Origin of the sequence: Chryseobacterium pennae (genome assembly GCF_003385515.1) — a bacterium.
Classification (GTDB): Bacteria; Bacteroidota; Bacteroidia; order Flavobacteriales; family Weeksellaceae; genus Chryseobacterium; species Chryseobacterium pennae.
The window spans coordinates 40,807-54,160 of record NZ_QNVT01000006.1; the positions used below are offsets into that span (position 1 = coordinate 40,807).

Sequence of the window (13,354 nt, forward strand, 5' to 3'; positions counted from 1 at the left end):
AGCAGTAGAGAATGTAACTTTGCCGAAAATTTTAAAATAATGAAGCGAGGATTACCTTTTTTACTGCTGTTTATTTCCTTAACGGTTTTTGCTCAGCAGGTAAATACAGATACTGCTCAGGTAGTAGTGCCAGGTCGTCAGAACAGTATTGAAAACCAGTCAAAACCTTATGTTATCATGATCTCTACAGATGGCTTTCGGTATGATTATGCTAAAAAATATAATGCTGAAAATCTACTGAAACTTTCCCATAATGGGGTAAAAGCAGATGCAATGATTCCAAGCTATCCAAGTATAACTTTCCCCAATCACTGGAGCCTTATTACGGGGCTTTATCCGTCTCATCATGGTTTGATAGATAATTTTTTCTACGATTATAAGAGAAAAGAAACCTATGCAATGAGCAATAAGAAAAATGCAGAAGACGGAAGCTGGTATGGAGGAACTCCGCTTTGGGGATTGGCCGAAAAGCAGGGAATGGTATCGGCATCCTTAATGTGGGTAGGTTCTGCGAGTGATGCAGGCGGAATGAGACCTACTTATTATTATCCTTACCATGAAAAATTTACTCCGTCTGAAAAAGTAGAAAAAGTGGTAGACTGGCTGAAACTGCCGGAGGATAAAAGACCGCATTTTATCTCATTATATTTCCCGGAAGTAGATGGAAGCGGACATCACTATGGTCCTGACACAAAAGAAACAGAAACAGCTGTGCATCTGATTGATCATGCAATAGGTGATCTGGTTCAGAAAGTTGATAATCTTGGATTGAAGAATGTTAATTTTATTTTTGTTTCCGATCACGGAATGATTAAGGTTGATGGGGGAACTCCATTGGAAATTCCAGCTCTTCTTTTTGATAAAAACAGATTTGATTTTTACAATTCACAGACTCTTTTAAGAGTATATGTTAAAAATCAGGATGAAGTAAAAGCTGTTTATAAAGAATTAAAAGCTCATAAAACAGGTGACTACGAAGTTTATTTGGATAAAAAATTACCAAAATATCTGCACTTTGCTACAAGAGATGATAAATACAGCAGGATAGGACAGATTCTTCTCCTTCCTAAAGCTCCGAAAATATTTTTGGAAAAAGGAAAGAAAACATCTGTTGGGAAACATGGGTACAATCCAGAAACAGTTCCTGAAATGAAAGCGACTTTCTACGCATGGGGGCCGGAATTCAAAAATAATATGGAAATTGGTGAATTTGCCAATATCAATGTTTATCCTTTGGTAGCTGAAATTTTAGGATTAACAATTGATCAGCCGATTGACGGGAAAATAAAAGTGCTGAAAAACATTATAAAATAAAGCAGTAAAGATGAGCTGAGGTAACCATTCAGTTTTCAGTAAGAGCTTGATATACAATTGAAATCAGTTTGAACTTGTCAGAATCACAATACTTTATGGTATTGTGATTTTCTTTTTTAGGTATCCCCTATATAGTTTCGGCGCGCCTTTGGCGCGCCGAAACTATATAGGGGATAAAGATTATGCTTTTTTGTTGTGTAATTATTAAATAAAACAAATATAAATTAAATAACTAATATGTTTTTATTTGGTTTTTTTATCAATTTCGTATTGTTATTTTTATATCTTTAAAAGTGAATTATTTTGAATAGTATGAAAACATTGATTAGTGTAATAATATTGTTTCTGATGAGCTGTCAACCTGCTGCCAAACCAAGTTATCCGGATAAAGACATGGAGGGTAAATATTCTAGGAAATTAAGTCCTGATCATCAATTTACTCTATTTTATAATTACGAAGAAAATTCTTTCAGTCCGGTCAAGTGGCTCAGCTATTATGTCACAGAAACGAAGACCAGTATTCTCAAAAAAGAAAAAACAAAGATCCTTGCAGATACTATTTACTGGAGGCCAGACAATGTTCTTGTAATAATCCCTTACCGGGAAGTGATAAAAGCACAGACCGGAGAGGATGAAAAAAGCGATGATGATCATATTTTAATACCCATAAAAAAAACCACAGAATGAAACAAAACTATGTCAGAAATGGAGTAATGGTAATAAGCGCTGTTTTTTTATTGAATGCCTGCCAGCATTTCAATACACAGACAGACACCAGCCGCCAGCGGTCATCAAATGTTGACAGAATGGTAAAAAAACAAGAAAAAAAATCAGAGGAACAGGATCAAATTAAAATTCCGGCTGATAAAAAAGTCTTGGCTCAGGGACAAAAAGAACAAAGCCTGAACAAGACACTTGCCTATAATGATCCAAAGTTTAATAAGGTATTTGAAAGCTTTGGTGACGGATCAGCGGAAATTCAGCTTAGAAAAGAATTACTGATGAGTATGGTAAAACCCGGAGAAATGGTGATGGGACATCGTGCTGATAAGAAATTAAGAGAAGAAAAATCCGGAACCAAAGAAAGGAAAGGAATTGAAGAGATGGCAGAGTACAGACGCCATATTACCATGCCTGTCGGGACTAATACCATGCTTTATGAAGATGGAAACCTACTGAAAGAGTATAATAAAGCTCTTAACAGTCCTACACTTAAGAAAGCGCAGCAAAAGTCTTCTGTTGCTTCAAAAAATGGTGTTTATTCTGTTAATAATGTTGTGTTTACTGAAAGAGCACCTAATAATATTCCGGGAAGAGACAGGAGTTTGGTGATTGCTCCTCAGAACCCTAATAAATGGTATGTAGGATCTGTAGGAGGCGGAGTCTGGATCACTGAAAATGCAGGGACAACCTGGAGAAACACCACTGATTTTGCTGTTCCTAACCTGGCCACTTCTACGCTTGCTATCTCTCCTCAAAATCCAGACATTGTTTACGCCGGAACAGGAGAGCCATTTGGTAATCTGGATAGAATAACCGGTGCTGGGCTGATCAAATCTACAGATGCAGGAGAACATTGGACACGCTTACTCAATACTGCTGCTTTTGGAGATGTTGGAAGGTTACTGATAGACCCTGTGGATCCTAACCATCTATTGGTGGGGACTTCAAAAGGAATCTATATGACTCAGGATGGAGGAACTACCTGGACTCAGACATTTACAGGATCAACTGTAGGAACAACAACCTATAGCAGCGCTCAGGATATTGTCGCAAATAGTGATTTTAGTGCCATATATGCTTGTGTTAATACTTTGGGTGTTCTTAAATCTACGGATGGAGGAGCCACCTGGACAAAAGTATTTGATCCCCTTGCTCTCAGTAAACCCGTTAAAAGGATGGAGATCACAGTATCCCCGGTTAATCAGAACAAAATTTACCTGAGCTGTGAGAATGGATCGATATATATGTCATCTGATGCAGGAGGTAGTTTTCAGGAGCTAGCTTATAAGTCAGGAAACAGTAAAGATATTCTGGGAACACAGGGCTGGTATGATAATGCTGTTGCAGCACACCCGTTTAATGAAAATATTATTTACATAGGCGGAGTTTCAGTTGCAAAAGTTACTGTAGATACCACAGATAATTCATATAATGTACTTTCCATTGCCAGTGGTTATAATAGTAGCTACCTTAATACTTCAGTGCATCCGGATCAACACGGTATTGTCTGCCAGATCAACCCCAATGATTCAACTAAGTTTAGATTGTTGTTAACCAATGATGGAGGAGTGTACTCTACCCAATATAAAATAAATCCCGGAGAAACTCAAGGGGATTGGTCTGCCCCTGTTATAGGGTTAAATACAACGCAGTTCTATGGCGCAGACAAAAAGAACGGAGCCGATGCTTACGTTGCAGGTGCCCAGGATAATGGATCATCAGCTACCCTTACAGCTCCTGCTTCCAGTACCTCAAATTATTTGTCATTATATGGTGGAGATGGTTTTGAGGTCTTATGGAACTATAAAAAAACTAATGAGCTGTTATTCGGATCGCAGTATAATAACTTTAGGAGGTCAGAACAGGGAGTCAGCATGAATAGTATTTTCTCAGCAACTAATCCGGATAATGGAAGCGCTAAATCCCCATTTTATTCGAAGTTAGCTAATGCAAATAATAATCCTGATGTTGTATTTACTGTTTCGTCAAGCGGAGTCTGGAGGTCTTTGGATTTTGGAAGGACATGGGGACTCACCAGCTTTACATCTGCAAACAATGGAAGTTGGGCTGGAAGTAACTCAGCTGCAACCGTTAAAGTATCAGTTGCAAACCCCGATGTAGTATGGGCCGGAGCTCAGGTTTCCGGAGGTACAGGTAGCACGTCCAAGATCAATGTATCAAAAGATAACGGACTGAGTTTCACAAAAACAACAGGGAGTATGCCGACAACAGGCACTTATAACATAAGCGGGATTTCTGCTTCCGGTACCAATGAAGCAAGAGCATATGTGCTGTTTTCTGTATCTAATCAGCCTAAAGTAGTAAAGACAAATGACTTTGGAGCAACATGGACGGATATTTCAGGATACAGCACAGGATCTACGTCTACAGGTTTTCCAAATGTTCCGGTACATAGCTTAATTGAAATGCCATTTGATGACAGGATTCTTTGGGCAGGAACAGATATAGGAATATTTGAAACGGTAGATAGCGGGGCAACCTGGTCTTTGGTAACCACTATGCCACCCGTCTCTATCTGGCAGATGAAAATTGTGAATGATCAGGTGGTGCTTGCAACCCATGGCAGAGGAGTCTGGACTGCAACTATTCCTGAGCTGACTACTTATACCCTTCCTGAATATGTAGAACGCCCCCTTATCAAGAGTGCCAGCCAGGTAGCAATTCACGATACAAAAGCAAAAGCAGTATTTAATTATGATAATCCACAGATTACAAGTCTGAAGGTTTTCGTAGATAATGCCTATATGTCAACAATTTCCAGTACCCAGGCGAATACAGATTACACATTCACTACCACTTCGAGTCTGGCAGAAGGAATGCATACTATTTCAGTCTTAGGAGTATATGCTAATGGAACTAAGGAAACCATTAAAGACATAAAACCTGTAGAGATCATCAGCTTTAATAGTGGATCATCAGCTATTAATACTCCTGCATTTACCACCAGCGATGTATATATCGGGGCAGGTAAATTTGTGGTAGATAATGTGTCTAATAAATTTACTTATAATGTATTGAATAATGTAGGTCATCCCTATGCAAACAATACCAATTATCAGACCTACATGAGAACTCCTGTGATTGTAGGACCTGCTTCTGCAATGACAATGAGACACATGGCACTTACAGAAGCAGGATATGACTTTGCCTATGTGGAAGGATCTAAAGATCTTGTGAATTGGACAACAATGGGGGTGTATGATGAAGCATCCTTTAGTAACTGGACAAATGGAGGAACTCCTCTTTCAGCAGCTAATGTGAATGAAACATTATTTCAGAATAGCTCTTTAAGTTTATCAGGATTTACTCCCGGTGATGAAATTGCCGTGAGACTTCGTATGACCAGTGACCCAGGCACAACATCTTATGGATGGCTCATAAAATCTATAATTCCTACTTCTACTCTTGGAGTAAAAGATAACACGGTGAAATCAGAAGAAGGGATCAGGCTTGCCCCTAATCCTGCAGATGATATTACAGCAATTATGCTTCCTGTAAATAATAAAGGTGATGTAGATGTTTATGTATATGATGCTTCAGGCAGACAGGTAATGTCTCTGAAAAAACAGAAAGGGCCAAAAATTGATATGAATGTAAAAGCGCTTGTAAAAGGACTTTATCTGATACTTGTAAAAACAGGTACAGAGAATAAAGCCCTGAAATTAATTAAAAACTAATTATTACCCTTATTTTTTATACAGGTAGACTTTTGAAGTTTGCCTCTTATTAACAAAGTAAAAATACTCTCCAATCTGGAGAGTATTTTGTTTTCTGACAATTTTATCAATAATAAAACTCTGGTTTTTCTTTTCCTGTCTAAAACTGAGAAGCAAACTCTTTAGCAAAATCCTCCAGTTTAGTACTTCCGGTAACAGGAGAATTGTGTTCAATAAAATCTTTTTGTACGGTTCCTGTTTTCATTCCCAATCCCATTTCAACGTATAGTTCGGCCATGTCTTGCGGTAAACCAGCCTGAAGCATTCCGCCTAAAGAATCCTCATCTGAAAATTCCACCCAAGGAAGTTCTGGTTTTTCAACTGCTGCTCCTAATATTTTAGCAAAATCAGAAGCTTTTCGGGAATCACTTACAATATATCTGATATTTTTGCCAGTCTCATTTTTCACCAATTCCTCTGCCGCTGCTTTGGCAATATCTGCTGGATGTACCACAGGGATTTCTGTGTTTTCAGGATAATTTCCTCCAATAATTCCTGCATTTTTAATCAAGGGAATATCATTAAAGAAATTAGTGTAAAAATAACCTGCTCTTAAAAATGTAAATGAAGTGTTCTCAACTTCATTATAAAGTTTCTCAATATGATGAAGCCCTTTGATAGGCCCGTTTTCTACAGGAGATCCCGCTCCGACACTGCTTAGCATTACGGCTCTTTTTACTCCGGCATTTTTTATAGCTTCTGCATACTTCTTTCCGGCATTGATGGTATTCTGAACAATATTGCCAGCACTTATGGCGGGTGGAGTCATCACAAATACTGAATCTGCCCCGCTAAATGTCTGTGTTAAGAACTCAACATCTGTAATAGATCCGATAGCAGGTTTTGCGCCTAAAGATTCAATATCATGTTTTCTGGCTTCATTGCTGCTGATAACAGTAATGTCATGTCCTTGTTCTATCAGTTGCTTTGTCAAAGGTTTAGCAACATTTCCTAATGATCCTGTGATGATAATTTTCATATGTAAATTTTTATTGTGATAGTTAGATGTAAACACTTAGTATTGATTGTTTTGTGTGAATTTAGCAAACTGTTGCGATTTCATCATAAATATTTTTTTATTTCCTGAGACAAAGTTATATTTGTACTTACTTTTATACAAGTACTTACCCTAAAGTGTGTAACTATGACAGCAATCAAAGAAAGTTCAACCATTCAGGAAAACAGAAAAATAACACAGGATTGTCCTGTAATGTATGTTATGGAGAGGATTGGAGGTTTTTGGAAACCTATTATCCTGTTCAACCTTTCCACAGGAGAAAAAAGGTATAGCGAGCTGAAGAAAGCTATTCCTGCTGTTACAGAAAAAATGTTGATTCAGCATCTGAAGCAACTTGAAGCGGATGGCTTGATCATAAGAACGGCAAAACCTGTTGTTCCGCCACATGTTACTTATAAATTAAGTGAGGCTGGAAATGAACTGGCCCCAGTTATTGATGCCATGGCAGAATGGGCATTTCAGGATATGGAAAGACATGATCATAAATGTGTTGAAGAAAACAGATATAAAGTTGATAAAAATCAAAATATCTTTAGTAACAATTTAAAACAATAAAAAAAGGTATTCCATTCGAATACCTTTTTTTACTATATCTGACAGAAAGAATTACAAAGACTGCATATCGATCACAAAACGGTATCTCACATCACTTTTCAGCATTCTTTCATAGGCTGCATTGATCTCCTGCATTTTGATCATTTCAATTTCTGAAACAATATTATGTTCCCCGCAGAAATCCAGTAATTCCTGAGTTTCAGCAATACCTCCGATAACAGATCCTGCGACAGATTTTCTTCCCAAAATTAAAGGAACTGTATTCAGAATAGGTTCAAGGCCTCCTAAATATCCTACAAGAACATGAGTTCCGCTAATATTTAAAGTCGTTACATAAGGGTTTACATCGTGTACATAAGGAACAGTGTCAATAATCACATCAAACTTTCCTTTCACTGAGTTCATTTGTTCTTCATCCGTAGAAATAATAACATGGTCAGCTCCTAGTTGCTTTGCATCCTCAGTTTTTCCCGGAGTTCTTGAAAATAAAGTCACTTCAGCACCCAAACCTTTTGCAAGTTTAATTGCCATATGTCCCAGTCCACCCAATCCTACAACAGCTACTTTAGAATCCGGACCTACATTCCAGTGTCTCAAAGGCGACCAGGTTGTAATTCCAGCGCAAAGAAGAGGAGCTACAGCAGCAGGATCAAGATTTTCAGGCACCCTTAAAACATGCTCAGAATCTACCACTACTTTTTGAGAATAACCACCAAAAGTATGACCTCCCAAATGCTTGTCTTTTCCATTATAAGTTCCGATGAATCCATTTTCACAATACTGTTCAAGATCATGCTGGCAGCTGTTGCAATGCCCACAAGAATCTACGATACATCCTACTCCTGCAAGATCACCTACTTTAAATTTCGATACCTCACTTCCTACCTTCGTAATTCTTCCTACAATTTCATGTCCGGGAACAGCAGGGTAGAGGGTTCCGCCCCAATCGTTTCTTGCTGTATGAAGATCCGAATGGCATACACCACAATATAGAATTTCAATTTCTACATCTTGGGAAGTAACCTCTCTTCTTTCAATATTCATTTCTTTCAGGTCTGCTGTAGTGGACTCTGCCCCATAAGCCTTTACTGTAAATGTGCTCATTTTTATTATTTTTTTAATTAAATTAATAAGTTGTGTTATAAATTACTATACTCCTCATCCGTTACAGGATCCAGCCATTCTACAATCCCGTTCTGCGTGTTGGGATTGATAGCGATGTGCGTGAATTCACTGTCGGGAGCCGCCCCATGCCAATGGATTACATTCGGTAATATATTTATGATATCTCCGGGATGTAAGATCCGTGCCGGTTTTCCTTTTTCCTGATAATAACCGGTTCCTGAAGTTACAATTAAAATTTGTCCGCCTCCATGAGAATGCCAGTTATTTCTGCATTTGGGTTCAAAGATTACATTTCCGATCTGACAGTTCAGTTGATCTTCATTAGGTTTCAGGATCTGAACCCAGGCTGCACCTCCTGAAAAATAATCTGATGGAGCTTTTTCCCCTCTCGGAAAAATGTTTGTATTAAAAGTTTCCATAACGGTACAAAATTCGAAACTTTCCGGGAAATCCAACTTATACAGATTACCGGATTACTTACCAATTTTACAGACAAGGTATCTGTTATGTCGAAAATTGGTAATTTTGAATTGTAAAAAAAAATACTTCATGGAAAATCAGGAGGTTGAAATCTATAACAGTGTTTCAGAATATAATAAAATGGCCCATCATGAAACATTGCATCCGTTGGTAAGTGTGATAGATTTTTCTAAATCAGATCCCATTTGTCAGTACAGAAGAAAATTTGGTTTTTATACCGTTTTCCTGAAAGATGTGATGTGTGGAGATATGCAGTATGGAAAACATAGTTATGATTATCAGGAGGGGACACTGGTTTTCATTGCGCCAGGACAAACCTATGGAATTTACAATAATGGAAAATCTGTACAGCCGGCAGGTTTTGCATTGATTTTTCATCCGGATCTTTTAAAAGGAACCCATCTTGGGAAAAATATAAAAGACTATAATTTCTTTTCCTATGATGTACATGAAGCATTACACCTTTCGGAAAAAGAAAGAGAGATTATTTTGGACTGTTTTAAAAATATAAAACATGAACTTGGGCAGTCAATTGATAAACACAGCAAGTCATTAATTGTAAATAATATTGAGCTGTTCCTGAATTACTGTATGCGTTTCTACGACCGGCAGTTTATGACCAGAGATCACATCAATCAGGGAGTGATCGGAAAATTTGAAAACCTTGTTGATGATTATTTAAAATCAGATAATCCTAAAAATATAGGTTTTCCTATGGTGAATTACTTTGCAGAAAAACTGAATCTCTCAGCAAATTACTTCGGAGACCTTATCAAAAAAGAATTGGGAATTTCCCCACAGGAATTGATTCACAATAAACTCATAGAGATTGCCAAAGAACAGATCATGGATCAGGGAAAATCAATCAGCGAAATTTCCTATGATCTCGGTTTTAAATATCCACAGCATTTCACAAGGCTTTTTAAAACTAAAGTCGGAATTTCCCCAAGCGAATACAAAATCCTGAATTGATATAAATATAGATCAGAAATAGTATTCAGTCTGATAAAATAATTCGTGTATTAGCGGCAAAAATAGATAGCCCCTAATGCACAAATATCATAATAAAAATTTGTTTTTTTATTATTGTTATCTGGGGTTAAAAAGCAACTTAAATTTTCTATTCTCAAGAAACAGCATTATCTTTAATGGTAAAAGTTTTCACCATTTCAAAATGAAACCACAGAATAAAGAAACTCATGTGTTCAATACTCGGTTTGGAATTATTACAGGATTGAAGGAAGAAGGAATAATAAGAGCTAAGAGCATTCGCTATGCCCGTTCAGAAAGATTTCAAAAGCCAGTTCCGGTTGAACATTTTATCTATGATAGCAGACTCGAGGATAAAACTCCGGTTTGTCCACAAAAATTAAGTCCGCTTGTGGAAAAAATGATTGGAGCAACGCCTGTTGAAGAATTTGAACCGGAAGAATCCACGCAATATCTTTCCATAGCCCGACCAAAAAACTTCTTTGAAAATGAAAAACTTCCCATTGTTGTCTGGATCCACGGTGGTTCCCACGAAATCGGATGTGGAGACCTTCCAACTGCTGATCCTGCAGAATGGGTAAAAGAACAGAACATTATTGTGGTTACGGTTTCTTATCGTTTGGGACTCTTTGGGTTTTTAGGTGGCGATGAAAAAAGACCACCTAATTTAGGATTACTGGACATAATTGAAGCATTGAAATGGATCAAAACCTATATTGTAGATTTTGGCGGAGATCCGGAAAATATAACCTTACTTGGTCAGTCTTCCGGAGGAGATGCAATAGCTCACTTAATGATTTCAGAAGGAGTTGATGATTTATTTCATCGGGTCATTATTCAGAGTGCTCCATTGGGATTGCGCCATAAAAGACAGAAAATGTCTGCAGAATTTTTAAAGAAAACAGAAGAAGTTAAAGATGAGGTGGATGTTTATAAGATGATGGAAGAGTATGGAAAATTCGTTCCTTCTGTTATAAAATATGGTTTGAAAGCGGCAATGCCTTTTGGTATTCAGTATGGATTTTCACCTTTATGTAAAGAAGAAGAATCCGTTGAAAAATGGCGTAAAAATGCAGCGAAATATGATGTGTTGATTGGTTTGAATAATGATGAAACCGCATTTTATCTCAAAACCTCAGAAGCTTTAAATAAATATTTTGGAAAAGGATTTGGGTTAAAGCTTATGGATAAAACAGTTGAAAAGACAACAGATATTATTTACGGAGCTCCAGCCCGGCAATTTGCAGATAACTATGCTAAAGGCGGTGGAAATGTCTATCTCTTCAGAATACATTCCAAATTAAAAGATAATCATATCGGAGCGCCACATTGCATTGATCTTCCTTTGATCTTTGGTAACGAATCTGCATGGAAGTCTTCGGAAATGCTGAAAGATATTCCCTGGGAACGTATTCATGAAAATGGTAAGAAACTAAGAACGCTTTGGGCAGAATTTGCCAGAACTGGAAAAATTTCTGATCAATCTGAGCGACCGGAAATTCTAACAATGGGAAAAATAAAATCTTAGATACTGACTGGAGTTGTTAATTTTTTTTTCATTTTAATATTCTTTTGTTGTTGTGTTTTAATCTTATTTCATTGTTTTGTAGTTGGTTGTGGTGGGTTTTTATTATATTTATGAAACAAATTTTTAAAATATAACCTTATGAAAACAAAACTTTTTCAGAACATGAGAAAACTGGATCGAAGACAATTGAAAAATGTAGATGGCGGAGTCATTATTGACAAAGTATGCTGTACAATGACAGAAGAGGGAGATTGCTGTGAATGGGCAAGGGACTTCAAAAGCTGTAAATTTATTTATTGCTAAACAAAATTATAGAATTTAAAAAAAGTCTTTAGGCATACATGAGCAGAAACATCTTTATTATGTGTGCCTTTGTTTTTTATTCCAAAATCCAGACACTCACATTTCCGGCAGGTACAGGAAAATCTCCCCAGCCATTTTCATCAATGATTACTTTATTTTTGAATCTTTTCAACAGATCTTTAAACTTTTTCCCTGCATAATGTTTCCCAACTTCCATAGGTTTGTTGTAAGCATCCTTATTACTGAGGACTACGGCACATCCTGCATGTTCGTTATCGCCTTCGCGTATCCATCCGAGGCAGTTGGCATCCTCAAAATAGTCCCGCTGTTCACCGTAAGCATGATCTTTTCTGGCTTGCAATAGCTCTTCAATACCATCTACTTTCGGCATAAATATTTCCTGGTCATTTCCCGCTCCATCTTTGTCAATATAATGAGCACCATACAAATCCGGATAAAAAATACATGGATAGCCATCTTTTCGCAATAGAATTAAAGCATAGGCAATAGGCTTAAACCACGATTCAACGGGAGCTTCCAGGTCCTGTAAAGGTTGAGTGTCATGATTGGCAACAATACTCACTGAATGTAAAGGATCTGCCTGGGTAAGGGTTTCTTCAAAAATTCTTCTGAGATCATAGGAGCCACCTTCTTTGGATGCATTATGAAAATTGTTCTGCAGTGAACTGTCAAAAAGACTCATGCAGCCTTCAGTGACTTCAATATACTTTTGAAGCAGATGAAGATATCCGGGAGCCCAGTATTCGCCTACGGCAAAAATATTTTTACCGGAATTGGAACGAAGCACAGTAAGCCATTCCTTGTAAAAGTCAAAAGAAATGTGCTTCAAGGCATCAAGCCGAACCCCGTCAAAATCCGTTTCATCAAAATACCATTTTGCCCATGTATTGAGCTCTTCCCGTACAAAAGGATTTCTGTGTTCAATGTCATTATACATCAGATAATCATAGTTTCCTTTCTCATCGTGGATCATTTCTTCCCAGTCGTCTCCATATTCAGACTGTATTTTATAAATATGAGACTCCATGTCTTCCGCATAATCTACGCCGCTGAAACAAGTGAAGTTCCATTCAAAATCAGAATACTTTTTTCCTCTTCCGGGAAAAGTAAACTTAGTATAGGATTCTATTTCCAGGACATCTGAAATCACCTTTTCCCTGTTATTTTCATCCACTTTTACCACCTTGAACTTTTCCAGTTCATCACCCCCTGCTTTATGGCCCAGAACAATATCTACAATAACCTCTATATTTTGGTTTTTTAAAGCTTTGATTGTTTTTAAATATTCCTTTTTAGTGCCATATTTGGTGGATATAGTGCCTTTCTGATCAAATTCACCAAGGTCGTAAAGATCGTAGGTATCATATCCTACCGAATACCCGCCATTTGTTCCCTTATAGGCGGGAGGAAACCATGCGGAAGTTATTCCCAATTTAGCAAGGTATTTGGCTTCTTTCTCGGCTTCTTTCCATAGTTTTCCGTCACCTTCAGAGTACCAGTGGAAAAACTGAATCATTGTTGGGTTCATATAATTTGCTGATTTGGTGAATACAAGTTAGC

General features: G+C 37.4%; 11 protein-coding genes. 7 read left to right on the forward strand and 4 right to left on the reverse strand.

The genetic code is table 11. The features are described 5' to 3' along the window. The first annotated feature begins 39 nt into the window (after positions 1-39). The 3 genes from DRF65_RS08110 (at position 40) to DRF65_RS08120 (ending at position 5,735) form a co-directional block, all read left to right on the forward strand. A complete protein-coding gene (locus DRF65_RS08110) occupies positions 40-1,314 on the forward strand; it encodes an alkaline phosphatase family protein (protein ID WP_115970265.1) in 1,275 nt (424 codons plus the stop codon). Positions 1,315-1,662: 348 nt separating this feature from the next. Beyond that, complete coding sequence (locus DRF65_RS08115; protein WP_123947293.1) at positions 1,663-2,001, forward strand: hypothetical protein; 339 nt, start codon at positions 1,663-1,665, stop codon at positions 1,999-2,001. Continuing rightward, positions 1,998-5,735, forward strand: coding sequence for a VPS10 domain-containing protein (locus tag DRF65_RS08120; protein ID WP_115970267.1), 3,738 nt, complete (start codon positions 1,998-2,000; stop codon positions 5,733-5,735). The genes DRF65_RS08115 and DRF65_RS08120 overlap by 4 nt, the downstream gene beginning before the upstream one ends. 139 nt (positions 5,736-5,874) lie before the next feature. On the opposite strand, the gene DRF65_RS08125 is transcribed toward DRF65_RS08120, so the two are convergent. Then, entirely contained in the window at positions 5,875-6,753 is an 879-nt protein-coding gene (locus DRF65_RS08125; RefSeq protein WP_115970268.1) for an NAD(P)H-binding protein, read from the reverse strand. Between the two features lie 165 nt (positions 6,754-6,918). Between DRF65_RS08125 and DRF65_RS08130 the strand changes: the two genes are divergently transcribed. After that, positions 6,919-7,347 (forward strand): winged helix-turn-helix transcriptional regulator, encoded by a 429-nt coding sequence (locus DRF65_RS08130; protein WP_115970269.1) that lies wholly within the window; start codon positions 6,919-6,921, stop codon positions 7,345-7,347. Between the two features lie 51 nt (positions 7,348-7,398). Here the strand turns inward: DRF65_RS08130 and DRF65_RS08135 are convergent, their stop codons facing one another. Beyond that, complete coding sequence (locus tag DRF65_RS08135; protein ID WP_115970270.1) at positions 7,399-8,451, reverse strand: NAD(P)-dependent alcohol dehydrogenase; 1,053 nt, start codon at positions 8,449-8,451, stop codon at positions 7,399-7,401. Between the two features lie 35 nt (positions 8,452-8,486). After that, the gene (locus DRF65_RS08140) at positions 8,487-8,891 is read right to left on the reverse strand and encodes a cupin domain-containing protein (protein ID WP_115970271.1); all 405 of its coding nucleotides are present in this window, start codon (positions 8,889-8,891) and stop codon (positions 8,487-8,489) included. A 130-nt stretch (positions 8,892-9,021) separates the two neighbouring features. Between DRF65_RS08140 and DRF65_RS08145 the strand changes: the two genes are divergently transcribed. The 3 genes from DRF65_RS08145 (at position 9,022) to DRF65_RS28405 (ending at position 11,773) form a co-directional block, all read left to right on the forward strand. Next, entirely contained in the window at positions 9,022-9,924 is a 903-nt protein-coding gene (locus tag DRF65_RS08145; RefSeq protein WP_115970427.1) for a helix-turn-helix domain-containing protein, read from the forward strand. A gap of 202 nt (positions 9,925-10,126) precedes the next feature. Continuing rightward, complete coding sequence (locus tag DRF65_RS08150; protein ID WP_115970272.1) at positions 10,127-11,470, forward strand: carboxylesterase family protein; 1,344 nt, start codon at positions 10,127-10,129, stop codon at positions 11,468-11,470. 138 nt (positions 11,471-11,608) lie between these two features. Next, the gene (locus DRF65_RS28405; RefSeq protein ID WP_165852191.1) at positions 11,609-11,773 is read left to right on the forward strand and encodes a hypothetical protein; all 165 of its coding nucleotides are present in this window, start codon (positions 11,609-11,611) and stop codon (positions 11,771-11,773) included. A 76-nt stretch (positions 11,774-11,849) separates the two neighbouring features. On the opposite strand, the gene DRF65_RS08155 is transcribed toward DRF65_RS28405, so the two are convergent. Continuing rightward, the gene (locus tag DRF65_RS08155; RefSeq protein ID WP_115970273.1) at positions 11,850-13,322 is read right to left on the reverse strand and encodes an alpha-amylase; all 1,473 of its coding nucleotides are present in this window, start codon (positions 13,320-13,322) and stop codon (positions 11,850-11,852) included. Positions 13,323-13,354: the final 32 nt, after the last annotated feature.

Bases quoted from the DNA above. Each gene is read 5' to 3' on its own strand.
- DRF65_RS08145 (WP_115970427.1), top strand. From the start codon at position 9,022: ATGGAAAATCAGGAGGTTGAAATCTATAACAGTGTTTCAGAATATAAT.
- DRF65_RS08110 (WP_115970265.1), top strand. From the start codon at position 40: ATGAAGCGAGGATTACCTTTTTTACTGCTGTTTATTTCCTTAACGGTT.
- DRF65_RS08120 (WP_115970267.1), top strand. From the start codon at position 1,998: ATGAAACAAAACTATGTCAGAAATGGAGTAATGGTAATAAGCGCTGTT.
- DRF65_RS08155 (WP_115970273.1), bottom strand. From the start codon at position 13,322: ATGAACCCAACAATGATTCAGTTTTTCCACTGGTACTCTGAAGGTGAC.
- DRF65_RS08130 (WP_115970269.1), top strand. From the start codon at position 6,919: ATGACAGCAATCAAAGAAAGTTCAACCATTCAGGAAAACAGAAAAATA.
- DRF65_RS28405 (WP_165852191.1), top strand. From the start codon at position 11,609: ATGAAAACAAAACTTTTTCAGAACATGAGAAAACTGGATCGAAGACAA.
- DRF65_RS08125 (WP_115970268.1), bottom strand. From the start codon at position 6,753: ATGAAAATTATCATCACAGGATCATTAGGAAATGTTGCTAAACCTTTG.
- DRF65_RS08140 (WP_115970271.1), bottom strand. From the start codon at position 8,891: ATGGAAACTTTTAATACAAACATTTTTCCGAGAGGGGAAAAAGCTCCA.
- DRF65_RS08150 (WP_115970272.1), top strand. From the start codon at position 10,127: ATGAAACCACAGAATAAAGAAACTCATGTGTTCAATACTCGGTTTGGA.
- DRF65_RS08115 (WP_123947293.1), top strand. From the start codon at position 1,663: ATGAGCTGTCAACCTGCTGCCAAACCAAGTTATCCGGATAAAGACATG.
- DRF65_RS08135 (WP_115970270.1), bottom strand. From the start codon at position 8,451: ATGAGCACATTTACAGTAAAGGCTTATGGGGCAGAGTCCACTACAGCA.